This is a genomic window from Azospirillum sp. 11R-A, assembly GCF_049472615.1.
Taxonomy (GTDB): Bacteria; Pseudomonadota; Alphaproteobacteria; order Azospirillales; family Azospirillaceae; genus Azospirillum; species Azospirillum palustre.
In genome coordinates this window covers 14100-33818 of record NZ_JBCEBL010000009.1, presented here as the reverse complement: position 1 = coordinate 33818, position 19719 = coordinate 14100, and the positions used below count along the sequence as shown (strand labels likewise).

Here is a 19719-nt window from a genome sequence, read left to right as displayed (position 1 = left end):
AGGAACTCCCCTACCAGATGGTTGAGATCACGCCGCCTCAGGCCGGAGCCAGCTCGGCCGTGTGGCCGTCCGACACGCTGCGCAGCAGGCCGCGGGTCGTCACGATGCCGACGATGGCGTCGTCGTCGACCACGGCCACGGCATCGCGGTCCGACATCATGGTGAGCGTGATCAGCTCGTCGATGTCCGCTTCCGGACTGGTGCGCAGAAGCGAGAGGATGTCGATGTTCGGGCTGGTCCGCTGGAACTCCGCGACCGGGATCATCACCGAATGGGCCTTGACCAGATGCAGGCGCGAGATGCCGGCGACGAACTGCGCGACATAGGGATCGGCCGGCTTGAGGATGATCTCCTCCGCCGTGCCGACCTGGATGATCAGCCCGTCCTTCATGATGGCGATCCGGTCGCCGATGCGGATGGCCTCGTCGAGGTCATGGGTGATGAACACCGCCGACTTCCCCAGATCCTTGGTCAGCTGGCGGAACTCGTCCTGCAACTGCCGGCGGATCAGCGGATCGAGCGCGCTGAACGGCTCGTCCATCAGAATGATTTCGGGGTCGGAGGCGATGGCGCGGGCCAGACCGACGCGCTGCTGCATGCCGCCGGACAACTCGCCGGGATAGCGCTTCAGCCAGTCGGACAGGCCGACTTTGGCCAGCGCCTTCTCCGCCGTGCGGTTCCGCTCCGCCGCCGGGATGCCCTGCACCTCCAGCCCGAAGGCCGCATTCTCCAGCACCGTGCGGTGCGGCAGCAGGGCGACGCTCTGGAACACCATGCCGATGTGGCGGGCGCGCATCTGGCGGAGTTCCGCCGCATTCAGGGTCGCGATGTCGCGGCCCTTGACGATCACCTTGCCCAGGCTCGGCATGATCAGCCGGTTGAGAAGGCGGATCAGGGTCGACTTGCCGCTTCCCGAAAGGCCCATGATGCAGAAGATTTCGCCGCGCCTGACCTGGAGGCTGGCCTCGGAAACACCGACGACGCAATTGAACTCCTGAAGAACCGCCGTCTTGGTCAGGCCGCGTTCGGAAATCGCCTTGATGGCGGCGGGAGCATTGTCGCCGAAAACCTTCCAGACAGACTGACAGTCGATCAGGACCTCGCTGCTGCTGACGGTCGTCATCTCGCCCTACCCTCCTCAACAGATGCCGCGCTGACGCCCGCATCCGGCATAACGTTCAGGCCCGCGACACCCACCGGCCGAACCGGAGGGCGCCGCGGATTTCGAAGATCAGTACTTCTTGATGTTCCCCCAGCGCTTGATCAGGTCGCCATGGCTGTCGGTCCACTCCTTGACGGCCTGGTCCATCGTCTTGCCGTCCTTCACGGCGCCGTTGATGGCGGTGATGTCGGCGAGCGGGACATAGACGCTGGCCATCACTTCACGGGCCTGCGGGTTCTGTTCGGAGAAGCCCTTGCGACCGATCCAGTAATAGCCCTGCGGCGGCGGGAACACGGCCTTCGGGTCGGCGAGATACTTCATGTCGAACTTCTGGGCCATCCAGGACGGCTCCCAGATCGTCACGGCGATCGGCTCCTTGCGGTCGAACGCGGACTTCAGGGCGGCGGTCATCGCCGAGGTGCTGCCTTCGACCAGCTGCAGCTTGAGGCCATAGGCCTTCACCGCATTGGAGGCGTCGCGCATCAGGCCCGAACCGGGTTCGATGCCGATAATCTTATTGCCGAACTTGTCGGCGTTGGCGTTCAGCTGGTCCAGGCTGTCGACGGCGACATATTTGGGAACGGCGATGCCCTGATAGAGACCGTGCGAGACGGGCGAGATCTTCTCCAGGCGGTTCTTGTTCTTGTCCCAGTAATCCTGGGCGACATAGTCGGTCTGCGAAGCCAGCACCTCGATGTCGCCCTTGGTCAGCGCGGCATAGGCGATGCCCCATTCCGAGAATTCGGTCACCTTCACGCTGAAGCCGGCATCCTCCAGCACCTTCTTGGTGATGCCGGTGATCGGGGTCAGATCCTCCCAGCCGAGGGTCCCCATCTTGATCGCCTTGTCGGCCGCCTGGGCCGGCATGATCGACATGCCGACCATCGCCACAGCGCACAGGGTTTTCCAGATCGCTTTCATGATGACCTCCTGTTCGAGTTTTGATTTTGCTTCGGATTGCACTTTTGGGGCGCGGGGGAGCGGTCCCGTCGCCGTCACAAGCTTTTCTTTACGCTTCCCGCCCGGCGCGCATTTCCTGCCACCGGATGACGGAGTTGATCCCGATCCACGACAGGGGTTCGGGCGGTATCAGGCTCGGTTTCGGGTGGTTCCGATACGTCGCCAGGGTGTCGCTGCCGGTGCCGGTCGCCAGTTCGGCGACCATCATGCCCGCCAGCGTGCTCTTGACGGTGCCGAGACCGTTTTCGCAGCAGGCGGAATAGAGGCCGGGCTCGATCTCGCCGAAGGCCGGCGCGTGGTTGCGGCTGAGGCACAGCGCGCCGGCCCAGCTGTACTCCATCGGCACGCCGGAGAGTTCGGGGAAGCGGGCGTCGAACGACCGCCGCTGTTGCGCGGCGATGCCGGCGACCCGCGCCTCGGACACCGTCAGACCGGGGTCGTAGGTGAAGCGGGTGCGGATGACGACGCGCGACAGGCCATGGGCGCTGATCTTGCGCACCGTCGCCCCCATCGGATCGGCCGGAAGCAGCGCCCAGCGCTCCGCCCCGCTCATCTGGCGGCTGTATTCGTTCTGCGAGAAGGCCGCCGTCATCGACGCATAGGTGAAGATGTGCATCAGGCGGCCGCTGAAATGGCCGAAGCTCTGGATATGTCCGTTGACCGCCAGGATCGCCCGCGGCGCCGTCACCGTCCCGCGGTTGGAGGTGGCGACCCAGTCGCCGCCCCGCCGCTTCAGTTCGCGCACCGGCGAGTTCTCGTAGATCTCCGTGGTCGGCCGCAGCCCGGTGGCCAGCGCCCGGATATATTCCGCCGGCTGGATCAGCACGGCGCCGGGGGTATAGACGCCGCCCAGGTAATAACGGGACCCGGTGATGTCCCGCATCTGGTCCGCGTCCAGCTCCTCGTACCGCTCGCCGATGCGCCGGAGCGAATCCCGGAAGTTCCGGTTGGCCTTCAGCCCGCGCTCGCTGGCGGCGGCGTTGATCTTGCCGCAGGGGTCGAAGGTTGTCGGCTCCATGCCGTATTCGGCGGCGGCCTCGGCGGCGAAGGCGATGGCAAGGCGGTTCTGCCCGATCTCCAGGGTCGTGGAGGCCGCGTCGCCGACCGAATAGTCGCCGGAGGACAGGTTGTGCGGCACGTCGATCATGAAGCCGGAATTGCGCCCGGCCGCGCCCTTCGCCACCTCCTGCGCATCGAGGACGACCACCCGCTCTCCCGGCCGAAGCTGGGCCAGCCGGCGCGCCGCCGACAGTCCGGCGAAGCCGGCGCCGACGATCAGCCAGTCGGCGCGGAGATCGCCGTCGAGTTCCCGCATCGGAAAGCCGCGGCTGCTGATCGCCTCCCATCCCGAAACGCCGGTTTCGGCGGGCAGGCGCCGGACGATGTGTCCGGCCGTTGCAGGCCCGCTCATTGCAGGATCGTATCCGGGGACCGGTCGGTCAGATCGATCCAGATGGTCTTCAGTTCGGTATACTGGTCGTGCGCCCACATCGACTTGTCGCGCCCGCCGAAACCGGACTCCTTGTAGCCGCCGAACGGGGTGGAGGCGTCGCCCTCGCCGAAACAGTTCACCGTGACCACGCCCGCCCGGATTTCGCGTGCCAGCAGGAAGGCATGGCGCAGGTTGCCGGTGTAGACCGACGCCGCCAGCCCATAGGGCGTGTCGTTGGCCAGCGAGATCGCCTCGGACAGCGTGTTGAAGCCAGTCACCGACAGCACCGGCCCGAAGATCTCCTCCTGGAACAGGCGGCTTTCGGCGGAGACGTTGTCGACCACGGTCGGCTCGACGAAGACGCCATCCTGCGTCGTCCCGCCGACCAGGACGGCTTCGCGGCCGGCGCCGACCTGATCGATGTAGGATTTGACCTTCTTGAAATGCTCCGGGCTGACCAGCGCGCCGACGCGGTTGGCCGGGTCGAGCGGATCGCCCATCCGCCATTCGCCGATGCAGGAGGCGATCCGCTTCAGCAACTCGTCCTTGACCGACGCATGGACGATCAGCCGCGAGGTTGCCGAGCAGTTCTCGCCCATGTTCCAGAAGGCGCCGTTGACCACCTGTTCGGCCACCGCGTCGAGATTGTCGACGTCGCCCAGCACGACCGCCGGGTTCTTGCCGCCGCATTCCAGCACGATGCGCTTCAGGTTGGAGTCGGCGGCATAGCGCAGGAAGCGCCGGCCGGTGGCGGTCGAGCCGGTGAAGCTGACCATCGCCACGTCCATATGCATGCCGATGGGCTCGCCGACGTCCTTGCCGGTGCCGGTGACGACGTTCAGCACGCCGGCCGGGATCCCGGCCTCATGCGCCAGTTCGGCGACCCGCAGCGCCGTCAGCGAGGTCTGCTCGGCCGGCTTCACCACCAGCGAGCAGCCGGCGGCCAGCGCCGGGCCGATCTTCCACGCCAACATCAGCAGCGGGAAGTTCCAGGGCAGCACCAGACCGACGACACCGATCGGTTCGCGGACGACCAGCGCCACCGCGTTCGATGCGACCGGTGCGGTGTTGTCGTAGATCTTGTCGATCAGCTCGGCATGCCAGCGGATCGTGTGGATGGTGTCCGGGACATCGACGGTGTGGCATTCGCTGACCGGCTTGCCGCTGTCGAGGCTTTCCATCACCGCCAGCTCGGCGCTGTTGCGCTCCAGCAGCTTGGCGAATTTCAGCAGGATGGCCTTGCGTTCGCCGGGCGACAGCTGGCGCCAGCGCCCGTCGTCGAATGCCTCCTTGGCCTTGGCGACGGCATAATCCACGTCGGCGGCGTCGCAGGCGGCCACTTCGGTCAGTAGCTTGCCGGTGGCGGGATTGAAGGTCTTGAAGGTCTTGCCGGAGGACGCCGGACGGAACCGGCCGTCGACGAAGGCGTTCTGCGGAAAGGACAGGGTTTCGGCAATCGCCGCGTAATCGGCCGCAGACAGCAGATCAGACATACTCGGCCTCCAGGGCAACTTGCGCGATGCTGCGTTTCAGGGTGTTGACGACCGTGCGCAGCCCGCGCTTGTCGTCGGCGTTCAGCGGACGCAGCGGGGACCTGACCGAGCCGACCTCGAACCCGTTGAGTTCGCAGCCATATTTGATCGACTGGACGAACTTGCCGCCGTCGAGGAAATTCATCAGCGGCATCATCGCCGACATGATCCGGCGGCCCTTGTCGAAATTCTTCTCGACGACGCACGCCTCATAGAGCGCCACATGTTCGCGGGGGAGGAAGTTCGATCCGGCGCACACCCAGCTCCGCGCGCCCCAGGCGAAGAATTCGAGCGCCTGGTCGTCCCAGCCGCAGGACATCTGGATCTGGGGGAACTGCCGCGCCAGCAGATGGACGCGCCCCATCTCGCCGGAGCTTTCCTTGATCGCCACGACGTTCTTCAGCCGCGAGACACGGGCGAGATACTCCTCGCCCATCGAAACGCCCATGCGGCCGGGATAATTGTACAGCATGATCGGCAGCCCGGCGGCACGGTCGATGGCGATTGCGTGCAGCGCGTTTTCCTGCTCGGTCGGCAAGGCGTAAGGGGGCGTCGTCACCAGAATGGCGTCGGCGGCGATGGCCTTGGCGGCTTTGGCGTATTCGATGGCGTCTTCGGTCCGCGTCGCCCCGGTGCCGACGATCAGCGGCAACCGCCCGCCGATCACCTGCTTGGCATAAGCCGCCAGATCCAAACGCTCCTGCGGCGTGTGCGCGTAATACTCACCGGTCGATCCGCCGATGATGATGCCGTGAACGCCGGATTCGATCAGGTATTCCAGGATGGCGGCGAAGGCCTTCTTGTCGATCTGGCCGTCGGGGGCCAGAGGCGTCACGGCAGGTGTGTAAATACCTTCGAATCTCACGGCTATTTCTCCATTGCGAGCGCAGAAGTATTTTCAAAAGGCGTGTCCGCTTTCATTCCTTCCGGCGCAATAAACATTTCCATGGTCTCACGGGACAATTCCCAATGCTCGAAGACCAAATTGACAACACCAATCTCATTGCGAGCAGAAATTTCTTGAATGAATCTGTCGTGCTGATTTACGGCCAGATCGATCTTACTCTTCATATCGTCGTTCCGCGGATTGAAGAATGTCTGGCCAATCCGGGCATGATCTATCAGAAGTCTGTTCAGGCTGGGCTGGAGATAAACATTCCCCGACATCTCGCCCATGATCTCGTGGAACCTGTTGTTTTCGATCACCATCGACATTGTGTCGCCCTGCTGGCTGGCGGTCCGGAAACGCTCCTGCGTCGCTTCCAAATCCGACAGTTGCCTGGACTTGTGGTTCTGGACCGCCAGCCGGCCGATGGCGGCATAGATCATCGGCGCGGCCAGAAAGAAATTCCTCAAGGTCGAGTAATTCATCGGGGCGACCCGCGCCCCTCTGTTTTCCCGGATGTCGATGTATCCTTCGCCGGCAAGCCGGCGGAAAATCTCCCGGATCGGTGTCCGGGAAAGCCCATAGCTTTCACTCAGGACCACTTCATCCAAATCCTCGTCCGGCTCCAATTCCATCGTCAGGATTTGGCGCTTCAGATCGTCATAGAGGCTGGTTTTCGCGTTCTTCAACTGCCACTCCTGGTTTGCTTGGTAAGCCGGAGCCGGACTTTAAAAAGTTGATGAACGGAATGTTAGCCCTTTGACCGATCCACAGCAAGCGATTTTGTATTTTCTGTGTACACATTTTGAATTTTGCTGAGATACAAAACCGGGAAGGTCAGCGCACTCAACCGCCCCGCCCTGGGCGTCGAAAGAAATTTTCCGTTTCATGACAAAGACTTGCTCCCTCGCTTCCAGACCGTACCCCGATCCGGACCGGCTGGCCTGACGCCGGCCGTCATCCCGTCGCCGGTCTCCCACACCGCTTTTCCGGGCGTGTCATCGCCCGTGCTCCAGGGCGCGCCATCTCGACATGCACGCTGGGCACGGCCCGGCCGTCGAAGATGTCCGGCTTCCGGACGCCGACCGCCACCCGCTGCACGCGGAAATCGGCAAAGCACAATTCCGCGATTTCAAGCGCCAGTGTTTCGAGAAGACAGATGTGGCGCCCGCGGGTGGCCTCCTCGATGCGGTCCAAAAGGCCGTCGTAGGACACCACCTCGGTCAGGCGGTCTCCCGTCACCGTCAAATCCTGATGGACCGTCATCTCCAGATCGATCTGCACGCGCTGCTGCCGGTTCCTTTCATGCTCATAGGCACCGATGCTCAGGACGAGGGAAAACCCGTCCAGCCGGATGCGGTAACCGGGCATGGCCGGTTCGTCATGGTCATCGCCGGCCACCAGAAACTGCATACCGTGCGACATCGGCGATCACCCCTCGACGCTGACACGAAGTCCCGATGGGCGGGCTTTCCCATCGACCGGCAGGATCGTCGATCGATGCCCGGCGCAGTTTTTTAGTAGGCACCCCGGATCATCGTCTTGAACGGTCCGGCCACGCGATTTGCAGGAATCCGCCATGGTCTGGTTTTAGCGGTGCCCGGTTTGAACCGTGGCCGGCCCTGTGCGATAGTCGAGGCCGCCGGGCGTCCCGTGTCATCGTCACTCCGCAGGGTTGGGAACGGCTTCAGATGACGTCACGATTCTACCGGTTGCCCTCCCTGACGGCGCTTGCGACCTTCGAAGCGGCAGCCCGCCACCGCAGCATCAAGCGTGCGGCGGAGGAGCTGAACGTCACCCCCGGCGCGGTCAGCCGCCAGATCAAGGGGCTGGAGGAGGAACTCGGCATCCCGCTGTTCGGCCGCAACCAATCCGGCATGGCGCTCACCGGCGAAGGCGAGACGCTCTACGCTACCCTCGCGGACTCGTTCCGGCGGACGGCCGACACCCTCGACGCGATCCGTGCCGGGCGACCGCAGCGGCCGGTGACGCTCGCCTGCACCGATGCGTTCGCCAAATGCTGGCTGATGCCGCGGATGAGCGATTTCTGGCAGCGCTTTCCCGACATCTGCGTCAACCACCTCGTCACCGACGACGCCCACGGCTTCCGCCGGGCGGAGGTCGATCTGCGGATCCGGTACGGCCAGGGCGCCTGGCCGGACGAAATCTCGGTCCAGCTCTTCGAAGAGACCATCTATCCGGTGGCCTCCCCGGCTTTCGCCGAGCGTCATCGGGACATCGCCCCCGCCGACCTGCCGTCGCTGCCCCTCCTTCATGTCGACTGGGTCGATCCCGACTGGACCGGATGGGACGAGGTCCTGCGGCGCGGCAACATCCCCCATGCCCCGCTGCCGGGACGGCGCTTCAGCAGCTTCGCCGTCGCCCTCCAGGCCTGTCAGGCCGGACAGGGGATCGCCATCGGCTGGCACCGGCTGGTCCGCGACCATGTGGCGGCCGGCACGCTGGTCCCGCTGACCGGCCTGACGCTGCGCGCACCCGGCGCCTATCACCTCACCTGGAACCGCAACCTCGCCATGGGCGACGCCGTCTGCACGCTGCGGGACTGGATCGTCGGGCAGGCCGCCGCCGAAGCCACCGACACCACCCCGGCGGCTTGAGTTTTTCTCGAAGGGCCGGCGATTTTTTTTCAGTCAGCCCGGTCCGCGATCATCCGTTAAGCTGCACGCGAATGACGGAACGGCCGGTTCCGTCCCCGACCCCGCTCCCGCAAGGCCGCGAACCGCCCTTCGATGCCCGGCATCGACGCCGGCAACGGCCCTGCTCGGCCAAAATCGACCGGCCCGAAATCACCCGATCCAAAATCACCCGACAGGCCCCGTCCTTCCCGGAGCATCGACCATGTTGCATGATGCGGACATCCTCGCCCTCCTGACCGCCCGCCGCCCCGGCTATTCCCTCCCGCGGGACCTCTACACCGACCCCGCCGCCTTCCGGATGGATGTGGACCGCATCTGGTACAGGCGCTGGCTCTTCGCCATCCCGGCCTGCGAGATCCCGAAGGCCGGAAACCATGTCGTCCACACCGTCGTCGATCACACGGTCATCATCGTGCGCGGCGACGACGGCGCGATCCGCGCCTTCCACAACAGCTGCCGCCACCGCGGCTCGGTGCTGTGCAAGGGCGAGAAGGGCTCCCGGCCGAAGATCGTCTGCCCGTACCACCAGTGGACCTACGGCCTCGACGGCTCGCTCGTCTGGGCGCGCGACATGGGGCCGGAGTTCGACCGCAGGCAGCATGGGCTGAAGCCGGTCCACTGCCGCGAGGTCGCCGGGCTGGTCTACATCTGCCTCGCCGAAACCGCCCCGCCCTTCGAGGAGTTCGCGGTCGAGGCCGCCCGCTATCTGGCGCCGCACGACCTCGTGAACTCCAAGGTCGCCCATCAGAGCACCATCGTCGAGAAGGGCAACTGGAAGCTGGTCTGGGAGAACAACCGCGAGTGCTACCACTGCGCCGGCAACCACCCCGCCCTGTGCCGGACCTTCCCGGAGGACGCGCGCCTGATCGGCAACGGCGGCAACGGCCTCGCCAGCGAGCTCGACGCCCATCGCGAGCGCTGCGAGGCGGTCGGCGCCCCGTCCGAATTCCGCATGGCGGCGGACGGCTTCTGGCGCTTCGTCCGCATGCCGCTGCTCGGCAGCGCCGAGAGCTACACCATGGACGGCAAGGCCGCGGTCGCCAGGCCCAATTCCAGCTTCCCGTTCAGGAATGCCGGGGCTCTGCTGAAATTCCTCTACCCGTCCAGCTGGAACCATTTCCTCGGCGACCACGCGATTGTCTTCCGGGTCACGCCGCTCGGCCCGACCGAGACGGAGGTAACGACCAAATGGCTCGTCCACAAGGACGCGGTCGAAGGGCGGGACTACGATCTCAACCGCCTGACCGAGGTGTGGATCGCCACCAATGCCGAGGACAGGACGGTGGTCGAGGACAACCAGCGCGGCATCCTGTCCCCCAGCTACGAGCCCGGTCCGCTGTCGAACGACCATGAGGCCGGCATCGTCCAGTTCCAGGACTGGTATGCCGCCACCCTGACCGGCGTGCCCGCCCTGCACGACGCCGTGGCCGCGGAGTAAGCCCCCATGACCCTGCTTTCAGACATCGGCATGGCGGCAGATGCCGGGCTGTGGACGGACGACGAACCGCTCGAGTGCTGTTCGGTCGTGCCGGAGGCGCCGGACACCGCGACCGTCAGCTTCGTGGCGCCCAGCGGCGCCCGGTTCGGCTACCGGCCCGGCCAGTTCCTGACGCTGGAACTGCCGGTCCCCGGCGGGCCGGTGTGGCGGACCTACACCATCTCGTCCTCGCCGTCGCGTCCCATGGGGGTTTCGCTGACGGTGAAGGCGCAGGCCGGCAGCGCCGGCACCCGCTGGATGCTCGACACCCTGCGGCCCGGCATGCGGCTGCGCGCCAAGGGGCCGGCCGGCAGCTTCGCGCTGCTGCCCGATGCGCGCGACAAGTACCTGTTCCTCTCGGCAGGCTCCGGCGTCACCCCGTCGGTGTCGATGACCACCTATCTGTTCGACCGCGGCACCGGGATCGACGTCGTCCTCGTCACCTGCGCCAAACGCCCGGCCGAACTGGTCTGCCGCCGGACGCTGGAGCTGATGGCCTCCCGCGTGCCGTCGATCAAGCTGCACTTCATCGTCGAGCAGGACGACCCGTTCGATGTCTGGACCGGTTATCGCGGCCGGCTGAACCAGGTCATGCTCGGCGCCATCGCCCCGGACTATCTCGACCGGCACGTCTACTGCTGCGGGCCGGAGCCGTTCATGAAGGGCGTGCGCGACATGCTGATCGCGCTCGGCTTCGACATGTCCCGCTATTTCCAGGAAAGCTTCAGCGCGCCGGTCCTCGACACCGACGAAACGCTGGAGACCGGCGATTTCGTTCCCGACCCCTCGCATGCGGCGGAGGTGGTGTTCAGCGCCTCCGGCGTGACGGCCGGCTGCGACGAGACCGACACCATCCTGCATGTCGCCAAAAATGCCGGCCTGAACATCCCGTCCGGCTGCACCTTCGGCGTCTGCGGCACCTGCAAGGTGCGGAAGCTGTCCGGCGAGGTCCACATGGTCCACAGCGGCGGCATTTCCGACGACGACATCGCCGAAGGCTACATCCTCGCCTGCTGCTCCCGCCCGGTCGGAAGCATCAGTCTCGACATCTGACGGATTGCACTCCTATTGGTATTCTTGGCGATCGATGAAGGGACAGCGCCGACGAAGAGCGGCAGCGGACGCGGCACCGGGCCGTCGTTCAGGACAACGGGTCGATTCGCTTCATCGTCTTGCGGCAATGGATCAGCGCGTCGCGAATCATGAAGTTGACCAGCGTCGGCGACACACCGAGGGTGGCCGCGATGTCCTTCTGGCTGTGGCCGTGGATCCGGTGCATCTCGAAGGCATAGCGGGTCCGCTCCGGCAGATCGGCCAGGGCGGATTCGAGCGTCTGCAGAAGTTGACGGTTCACGTTTATGCTTTCCGGCGACGCCGCCTCCGGCGTGCTTACCGCCTGCCCTTCCTCCTCTGCCACGAGCAAGCGTGACTCCATGCCCTTCCGGCGGTAATGATCGATTGCCAAGTTACGGACGACCATCATCATGTAGCCCGCCTTGGCCCGGATGGAACTGGTCGATTCCGCACCCAGAAGCTTCAGAAAGGCATCCTGGACAACATCTTCGGCATGGTGGCGACAGCCGGTGATCCGCTCGGCTACTCCGATCAACGAGCGCCGGTGCGTGGTGAAGACGTCGCACAGGGTCTGGCTTTCGACGGATCCGACCTGTCGCATGGAGAGTTCCTTGTGCAGAGTGAAGCCACGGTGGGGTTGCAATCCCTCTGGCTTGACAAGCTGCCGCAGGCTAATGCAACTGACAATCATTTGCAAACAAGGAAACGGCAGAATTTCTCCGTGCGGTTTCCAGCGTGCGTTGTAGGGGCTTTGGATGACCGATCGTCTCGCGGGGCTCCGCCCAACCGCCCGAAGCCGGGGTACCGGCCACCGGCCTCCTGCGCTCGGATGGCTGGCGGCCTGCCGGGTCGCGGCCGGTTGGACGGCGGTCTGGACGGCGTCGCTGGGCTTGCCCACCCCTGCCCTTTCGACCTCCATCGACCTGGCTCCCGCTCCGTCCGACATCGGACAGCCGGCAGTACAGGAGCCGGCAGCACAGGAGATGCTGCTGGAGATCCCTGCCCTGCCCCTTCGGGAGGCGCTGACCAGATTGGGCCGCCAGACCGGCTTGCAGATTCTCTACAACCCCGACCTTTTGGCCGAACGCCGTTCGCGTGCGCTGTCGGGGCGGATGGCCCCGGCGGACGCCCTTTCCATCCTGCTGAGCGGAACCGACCTCGCCTTCGAGATGCGGGAGCGGATGGTGACGATCGGCCGGCTTCAGGAGAATCCCGGATTCCTTCCGGCCCTGACGGTGGAAGGCCGCCCGCCGTCCGCAGGCCAAGCAGCGCGGCTCCCCAGCCACGGCGGCAGTGCCGGCAAGACCGCAACGCCCATCGAGGAATCGCCGCAAGGGCTTTCCATCGTCACGCGGGAAGAACTGGACCGGCGCGACGTCCAGGACATCAATGCCGCCCTCTCCTACAGCGCCGGGGTCCGCCCCATCGACTACCCCGGCGGCCAGGGTGCCATCGACGTCTTCGTTCGCGGTTTCCGCCAGAGCTCGGAATCCGTGATGATCGACGGGCTGCGCAGCGGCTACAACCCTTACGGGCTGGAGTACGAGCCTTTCGGCGTGGAACGGGTGGAGGTGCTGAAAGGCCCGGCTTCCACACTCTATGGAGCCATGCCACCCGGCGGAGCCATCGCCCTGACCAGCAAGCGCCCGACCGACACCCCGCTCCATCGGCTCCAGTTGCAGGGCGGAAGCCATGACCGGAGGCAGGTCACGGCCGACCTCGGCGACCGGATCGACGCCGAGGGGACGCTTCGCTATCGCCTGACCATGCTGTCACGACGAAGCGGCACACAGATCGAACGCACCCCGGACGACCGCCTCTATGTCGCACCCGCCCTGTCCTGGTCCGCTGGCGAGAAGACCGACATCACGCTGCTCGCAAGCTATCTCGATTTCCGAAAGATGGGGGCGGAGCAGAGCTTCCCGGCAGCGGGAACGGTGCTGGACAATCCATACGGCCGCCTGGACTCGAGCCTGTTCCTCGGCTATCCCGGGCTGAGTTCCTACCGTTCGCGCAGCCTGTCGGCCGGCTACGACATCCGGCATGCCCTGACCGGGGACTGGATGCTGAATCAGACCCTGCGCTACAGCCGCAGCCGCGTCGGCTATCTGTCGAGCTGGGCGTCGTCGGGCCTGCTGGAAGCGGACCGCTACTACCGCTTCGGGTTGCAGGACCGGCCCAAGACCAGTTCGACGCTGCTGACGGATACCAACCTGCAAGGCAGCACCGCCACCGGCCCGCTGCGCCACAGCCTGCTGGCGGGAATCGACCATGGCCGCTACCGGGCACACGAGACGCGGCGGAACGGCACGGTGGCCGATGCGCTCGACGTCTTCGATCCGGTCTATGGCGGCTCCTATGGCTGGGACGCGACGCTTGCCCGCGACCTGACCGACCGCATCCGCCAGACCGGCCTCTATGCCCAGGACGAAATCGCCGCCGGCAACTGGCGGCTGACGCTCGGTGGCCGGTTGGACTGGAGCCGCACCGGGACTGTCGGCCGCCTGTCCGATGGTCCCCTGGTGGAGACGGCGCAGGTCGACCGGGCCTTCACCAAGCGTATCGGGCTGGCCTACCGGTTCGAAAGCGGCCTGACGCCCTATGCCGGCCACTCGACCTCCTTCCAGCCGAACAGCGACAGCGACGTGCAGGGCCGCCCCTTCTCGCCGAGCCGGGGAACACAGCTGGAAGCCGGGCTGCGCTACCGGCCGAAGGGCTTCGACGGTCTCTTCACCCTGTCCCTGTTCCGTGCCGTTCAGCGCAACCTCACTGCCGCCGACCCGGACAATCCCGGCTACTCCATCCAAACCGGGGAGGTGCGGTCGCGCGGCGTCGAGCTGGAGGCGAAGGCGGCGCTCGATGCCACGACCGACCTGACGGCGGCCTACAGCTACACAGACGCGCGGGTCACCCGCGACACGCCTTACCCTGGCGGAACCGACAGGACGGGAAAGCGGGTGGCCTCGGTACCGCGTCATGCCGCCGCGGTCTGGCTGCATCGGCATATCGACGATGGAGCGGCCGGCGGTCTGACCGCCGGCATCGGGATGCGTTATGTCGGTGCGACCTACAATGCCGCGAACAGCATGCGCGTCCCCTCCTACATGCTGGCCGATGTCAGCCTCGGCTACAATCTGGGACGGCTCCGCCCGGCACTCGACGGCGCCGGCCTCACCGTGACCGCGACCAACCTGTTCGACCGACACTATTTCTCGCCGGGATTCTACGAGAACTCCGTTTTCTACGGCAACCGCCGGGCACTTCTGGCCACCCTGTCCTACAGCTGGTGACGACCGTCAGCCAGCCTTGGCCAAATGCCGGCGCAGCGCATCGGCGATCAGATCCTGCGCCTCCTCCGCCTCGTCCACCAGGGCCCCCATCCGCAGGAAATCGTGGGTCATCCCGGCATAGATCCGTACATCGACGGGAGCACCGGCCGCCGCCAGCTTGTGCCCGTAGGCGATCCCTTCATCGACCAGCGGATCGCATTCGGCCAGCACGAGCAGAGCCGGCGCCAGCGAGGCCGCGACACCGGGTGAAAGCTCCGCCAACAACGGCGAGAAGCGGCCGTCCCGCCGGTCGGCCTCCTCACCGGCATAATGACGATAGAACCACTCCAGCGTCGCCCGCTCCAGCAGATGCCCTTCCCCGTACCGGCATAGGGAATCGGTTTCGGCCGTGGCATCGGTCACCGGATAGATCAGCACCTGCAGACGCGGGCGCGGCAGGCCGGGATCCGCGGCGGCCCGCAGGCTGATCGCCGCTGCGAGACTGCCGCCGACGCTGTCGCCCCCCACCGCCAGACGGCCGCCGTCGAGCCCCAGTGCCGCGCCTGCCCTGCCGAGCCAGTCCAGCGCGTCCAGCGCATCGTCGAAAGCCGTGGGAAAGCGATGCTCCGGAGCCAGCCGATAGCCCACCGACAGGACCGCAATCCCGCTCTTCGACGCAATCGCCCGGCACAACCCGTCATGGGACTCGAGGCTGCCGACGACATAGCCCCCGCCGTGGAAGAAAAGCAGCACCGGAGCCGGCATCGCCGTCCGGTCGGCGGAATAGAGACGGGCCGGCAGCACGGCACCGTCGCGGGCCGGGATGGACAACTCCTCCACCCGCTCCACCGGCTCGCCGCCGGGGTCCATCATGCGGGAGGTGTGCTCGAAGGCGAGCCGGGCCTCCGCCGGCGACAGGGCATGCATCGGCTTCATCCTGCCGTCCTCGCGTCCACCCGCTGCGAGCGCGAGGAAGGCGGCAATATCGGGATTCACAGGCATCGGTCATTACTCCCGGTCGGAATGGGCGCGCTCACTCCGCGGCATCCGCTAGGTCGGCGGCAGGGGCGTCGATAGGGGCGTCGGGCGGTTCCGCCGCCGGCCCGGCCAGATGTTCGGCGATGTCCGCCAGGAAGCCTTCGTCGCGCGGCGCCTCGAAATGTCCGCAGCCGAGTGTCCGCCAGGACTGCGGGCGCCCGCCGAGCTGCGTCTCCAGGCGCAGCCGGTCGGTGTCGCGGCCGGCGACCCACCAGCCCTGCACAGCGGCATCGACCGGCAGGCAGGCAGGCAGGGCTACGGACAGCCGCTTCAGATGACGGGCGGTCAGGAAGGCCTGGGTCAGCTCCTCCGCCCCCATCGCGGTCCCCAGCCCTTCGGCGCCGCCGGTCCGGGGAGCATCGAGCCCCTGGGAGATGACGCTTCTGATCGCGTCGGCGTCTTCGGACCCGGCCGCGGGAAGGCCGACAGCCACACCCGGCAACATCACCGCAAGGAAGCCGGCAAGATCGTCGCGCCAGTCATCCAGCCCAAGTTCGCCGCCAAACTCGCCAATGTCCGGCAATGGCACGAAGGGGTCGAGCAGGGCAAGGCGCCGCACACGCTGCCCCCGGCGCTCCAGCTCGGCCGCCATCAGCGCGGCAATCGTTCCTCCCAGCGACCAGCCGAGCAGGTCATAGGGTCCCTGCGGCTGCCGCGCCCGCAGCAGGTCGACATAGTCTCGCGCCATCTCCTCCAGCGAACGGTCCCGCCATGCCGGATCGAGCAGCATGCGCGACTGGATCGCCAGCACGCTCCGCCGCCCGTCGAGGCGACGGGCCAGCGGTTCATAATCGAAGACCGTGCCGAAGCCGGCATGGATGCAGACCAGCGGCGGCTGTCCGGCAAGCTGCCGGTTCAGGGCCATGATCGGCGACGGTCCGCCCTTCGCGGCCGTTGTCTCCGCGGCCGTACCGAGCAGTTCGGCGATGGTCGGCTTGCGGATCAGGTCACGGAGCTTGAAGGACACCCCAAGCGGCTTCAGCGCCCGTGCACGGGTCACCAGCTGGATGGAGAGGATGGAGTCTCCGCCCAGTTCGAAGAAGTTGTCGGTGACGCCGACGCTCTCCAGCCGCAGCAGCTCGCACCACAGCGCCGCCAAAGCGCGCTCGGCCGCGCTGCGCGGCGGAACCCGGGACGACGACGCCAGCTCCGGCTCGGGCAGCGCCTTGCGGTCCAGCTTGCCGTTGGGCGTCAGCGGCARCCGCTCCAGCACCACGAGGTGRGMCGGAACCATGTAGTCCGGCAACGCCGCCTTCAGCCCGGAGCGCAGCCGCTCGACGAAATCGTCCGCCTCCGCACCGACCGGCACGACGTAGCCGACCAGACGCTTGCCCGACGTGCCGTCGCGGGCGACCACCGCCGCCTCGCGCACGCCCTCCTGCGCCCGCAGCCGCGCCTCCACCTCGCCAAGCTCGATGCGGAAGCCGCGGATCTTCACCTGATGGTCGATCCGCCCGACATACTCGATCACCCCGTCCCCGCGCTGGCGCACGAGGTCGCCGGTGCGGTAAAGCCGCCCGCCGYCGCTGGAGAACGGGTCGGCGACGAAGCGCTCCGCCGTCAGGCCGGGACGGTTCAGGTAGCCCCGCGCCAACCCCGCGCCGCCAAGATAAAGCTCTCCGACCACGCCAAGCGCTACCGGGTTCAGGTCGCCGTCCAGGACATGGGTGGTGCGGTCGCCCACCCGCAGGCCGATCGGTGCATAGGCGGCACCGCAGCGGTCCTGCCGGCCCGCCTTCCAGATCAGCGGCGTCACCACCGTCTCGGTCGGGCCGTAGCCGTTGATGATGTGCTCCGGTTGCAGCGCCTCCCTGGCCAGCTCGAAGGCYGCCTCCCCCACCGCGTCGCCGCCGAAGCAGTAGACCCGCACCGGCGGCGGGGCGGTCCCCCGCTCCGCCCGCTCGCGCCCGGCATGCTCGGCCAGCTGCTGCAGGTAGACCGGCGGGAACGCCGCCACCGTCACGCCATGGCGCYGCATCGCCGCGTAGGTCTGCTCCGGCGTCCACAGGCTGTCGTCGCGGACCAGCAGGCGGCTGCCRTGGGTCAGCGCGGTCAGCCAGCGTTCATGCGCGCCGTCGAAGGCGAAGGACATGAAATGCAGCTCGCAGTCCTGCGGGGTCATGGCATAGAGCGCGCCGATGGCMCGGCAATGCATGGCGAGCGGGCCGTGCGCCACCGCGACCCCCTTGGGCAGGCCGGTGGAGCCGGAGGTGTAGATGACGTAGGCGAGGCTGCCGGGCAGCACCGCCACCGCCGGTGCGGCSTCGGCCTCCTCGGCCGGCAGGCCGTCGAGCAGCAGGCTCGGCAGGCCGTCCGGCAACGGCAGCCGGTCCGCCAGACTGCCATCGGTCAGCAGCAGGGCGATGCCGGCATCGCCGATCAGGTAGGCGAGGCGYTCGCGCGGATAGGCGGCATCCAGCGGGACATAGGCGCCGCCGGCCTTGAGCACCGCCAGCAGGGCGACGATCATGGCGGGTCCGCGCGGCAGGGCGACGCCGACGCGGACCTCCGGCCCGACGCCGGCCGACGCCAGCCGGCAGGCCAGGGCGTTGGCCCGGCGGTCGAGCGCGGCGAAGCCGAGAGTGCCGCTCCCCGGAACGCCTCCCGGAACGCCATCAAGACCGCCGTCCACCACCGCCGGCCGGTCGCCGAGAGCGGCGGCCATGGCAGCGATGCGGACATGCACCGGCTCGAAGGCCTCGGCGGCGACCGGTGCGTTCCAGGCGGCGAAGCGGGCCTGCTCCTGCCCGGTCAGCAGCGGCACCTCGCCGACACGACGCCCGGCATCCGACACAAGACCACACAGAAGCGTCTCGAAATGGCAGCGCAACCGGTCGATCCTGACATGGTCGTAGAGGTCGGTTGCGTAGGTGAAGGCAGCCTCGATCACGCCGCCTTCTTCTTCCACGGTGTCGAGGGTCAGGTCGTAGCTGGCCACGGCGCTGTCGAGCGCCATCGGCTCCACCCGCAGACCATCCATCGCGGAGGTGGCACGGCCATCGCGGCGCTGGTGGTTGAACATCACCTGGAACAGCGGGTTGTAGCTGAGGCTGCGCTCCAGCTTCAGCGCCTCCAGCAGATGTTCGAAGGGAAGATCCTGGTGCGCCTGCGCCCCCAGCGCCGTTTCCCTGACCCGATCGAGCAGGTCGGCGACGCGGTCGCGCCCGTCGATCCGCAGACGCAGAACCTGGGTGTTGACGAAGAAGCCGACCACACCCTCGCACTCCGCACGGTTGCGGTTGGCGACCGGCACGCCGATGGCGATATCTCCCTGCCCGCTGTGGCGGTGGAGCAGCATCGTGAAGGCCGTCAGCAGCAGCATGAACAGCGTGACGTCGGTCTCGCGGGCGAAGGCGCGCAACGTCCCGGCCAGTTCCGCACCGAGCGTGAAGCGCAGGATGCCGCCGCGGTGGCTTTGCCGCGCCGGCCGCGGCCGGTCGGCAGGCAATTCCAGCGGCGCCCGGTCTCCCCCCAGACGGTCGAGCCAATAGGCGAGTTGCCGCTCCGCCTCGCCCGCCTCCAGCATGTTCCTCTGCCACAGGGCGTAATCGGCATAGCGGATCGGAGATTGCGGCAGATCGATCCTTCCGTCCCGGCGGATGGCACGGTACAGCTCCGCGAACTCCCGGATCAGCACGGCCATCGACCAGCCATCCGACGCGATGTGGTGCATCGTCACCAGGAGACGATGGTCCTGCTGCCCCAGCCGGACGAGGCGCGCCCGCAGGAGCGGGCCGGCCTCCAGATCGAAGGGTGCCTGCGCCTCCTCCTCGATCAGGCGGCGTGCGGCAGGCTCGCGCCCGTCGGCCGGCAGATGGCTCAGGTCGTCGACCGCCAGCCGGAATTCGGTATCGTCGAGGACGGTCTGCACCGGTTCCCCGTCGCCCTGGCGGAACACAGTCCGCAGAGCGGCATGGCGGCCCAGCAGAAGTTCGAAGGCGCGGGACAGCGCGTCGCGGTCGAGATCCCCGGCGAGGCGCGTCGCGCTGAAAATATTGTTGGCCCCGCTGTCGGGGTCGAGCTTCCACAGCGCCCACATCCGGCGCTGCGCATGGGACAGCGGCGCCTCCGTGGCCGGGGCGAGGTCCGCCGGGATCGGCAGCAGCGAAAGGTCCACGGCCTCGTCGCGCATGGCGCGCCAGAACAGCTTGCGCTTTTCCACCGGCAGACCGATGAAGCGGCGGACCAGGTCCACGGAGTCTTGAGCAACCATCTGGAATTTCCCATCGCCG

Annotated in this window: 14 protein-coding genes; 4 read left to right on the top strand and 10 right to left on the bottom strand. The window is 66.9% G+C overall.

Features of this window, described 5'->3' with window-relative positions; genetic code table 11:
• Positions 1–37: 37 nt before the first annotated feature.
• The 7 genes from VH569_RS14515 to folB all read right to left on the bottom strand — a co-directional run bounded on the left by VH569_RS14515 (position 38) and on the right by folB (position 7397).
• Positions 38–1123 carry a quaternary amine ABC transporter ATP-binding protein gene (locus tag VH569_RS14515; protein ID WP_423315977.1) on the bottom strand — a complete coding sequence of 362 codons (1086 nt, stop codon included), beginning with the start codon at positions 1121–1123 and terminating at the stop codon, positions 38–40.
• 108 nt (positions 1124–1231) lie between these two features.
• A complete protein-coding gene (locus VH569_RS14510; protein ID WP_109105814.1) occupies positions 1232–2083 on the bottom strand; it encodes a glycine betaine ABC transporter substrate-binding protein in 852 nt (283 codons plus the stop codon).
• An 88-nt stretch (positions 2084–2171) separates the two neighbouring features.
• The gene (locus VH569_RS14505; RefSeq protein WP_423315976.1) at positions 2172–3533 is read right to left on the bottom strand and encodes an NAD(P)/FAD-dependent oxidoreductase; all 1362 of its coding nucleotides are present in this window, start codon (positions 3531–3533) and stop codon (positions 2172–2174) included.
• Positions 3530–5047 carry an aldehyde dehydrogenase gene (locus tag VH569_RS14500; RefSeq protein ID WP_423315975.1) on the bottom strand — a complete coding sequence of 506 codons (1518 nt, stop codon included), beginning with the start codon at positions 5045–5047 and terminating at the stop codon, positions 3530–3532. Before VH569_RS14500 ends, VH569_RS14505 begins: the two co-directional genes overlap by 4 nt.
• On the bottom strand, positions 5040–5951 hold the full coding sequence (locus VH569_RS14495; protein WP_423315974.1) for a dihydrodipicolinate synthase family protein: 912 nt from the start codon (positions 5949–5951) through the stop codon (positions 5040–5042). Before VH569_RS14495 ends, VH569_RS14500 begins: the two co-directional genes overlap by 8 nt.
• Before the next feature lie 2 nt (positions 5952–5953).
• Positions 5954–6661 carry a GntR family transcriptional regulator gene (locus VH569_RS14490; RefSeq protein WP_377806066.1) on the bottom strand — a complete coding sequence of 236 codons (708 nt, stop codon included), beginning with the start codon at positions 6659–6661 and terminating at the stop codon, positions 5954–5956.
• A 268-nt stretch (positions 6662–6929) separates the two neighbouring features.
• Positions 6930–7397 (bottom strand): dihydroneopterin aldolase, encoded by a 468-nt coding sequence (folB, locus tag VH569_RS14485; RefSeq protein WP_423315973.1) that lies wholly within the window; start codon positions 7395–7397, stop codon positions 6930–6932.
• A gap of 266 nt (positions 7398–7663) precedes the next feature.
• On the opposite strand from folB, the gene VH569_RS14480 reads away from it, so the two are divergent.
• From VH569_RS14480 to VH569_RS14470, 3 genes are all read left to right on the top strand, one after another.
• On the top strand, positions 7664–8590 hold the full coding sequence (locus tag VH569_RS14480; RefSeq protein WP_423315972.1) for a LysR substrate-binding domain-containing protein: 927 nt from the start codon (positions 7664–7666) through the stop codon (positions 8588–8590).
• A 241-nt stretch (positions 8591–8831) separates the two neighbouring features.
• Positions 8832–10067, top strand: a complete 1236-nt coding sequence (locus VH569_RS14475) for an aromatic ring-hydroxylating oxygenase subunit alpha (protein ID WP_423315971.1) — start codon at positions 8832–8834, stop codon at positions 10065–10067.
• 6 nt (positions 10068–10073) lie between these two features.
• The gene (locus tag VH569_RS14470) at positions 10074–11159 is read left to right on the top strand and encodes a 2Fe-2S iron-sulfur cluster-binding protein (RefSeq protein WP_423315970.1); all 1086 of its coding nucleotides are present in this window, start codon (positions 10074–10076) and stop codon (positions 11157–11159) included.
• 88 nt (positions 11160–11247) lie between these two features.
• On the opposite strand, the gene VH569_RS14465 is transcribed toward VH569_RS14470, so the two are convergent.
• Positions 11248–11781 (bottom strand): RNA polymerase factor sigma-70, encoded by a 534-nt coding sequence (locus VH569_RS14465; RefSeq protein WP_423315969.1) that lies wholly within the window; start codon positions 11779–11781, stop codon positions 11248–11250.
• Positions 11782–11935: 154 nt separating this feature from the next.
• On the opposite strand from VH569_RS14465, the gene VH569_RS14460 reads away from it, so the two are divergent.
• Positions 11936–14470, top strand: a complete 2535-nt coding sequence (locus tag VH569_RS14460; protein WP_423315968.1) for a TonB-dependent siderophore receptor — start codon at positions 11936–11938, stop codon at positions 14468–14470.
• Positions 14471–14476: 6 nt separating this feature from the next.
• Here the strand turns inward: VH569_RS14460 and VH569_RS14455 are convergent, their stop codons facing one another.
• Both VH569_RS14455 and VH569_RS14450 read right to left on the bottom strand, forming a co-directional pair.
• Positions 14477–15451: an alpha/beta hydrolase gene (locus VH569_RS14455; protein ID WP_423315967.1), complete on the bottom strand. Its 975-nt coding sequence runs from the start codon at positions 15449–15451 to the stop codon at positions 14477–14479.
• 31 nt (positions 15452–15482) lie between these two features.
• Complete coding sequence (locus tag VH569_RS14450) at positions 15483–19700, bottom strand: amino acid adenylation domain-containing protein (RefSeq protein WP_423315966.1); 4218 nt, start codon at positions 19698–19700, stop codon at positions 15483–15485.
• Positions 19701–19719 lie beyond the last annotated feature (19 nt).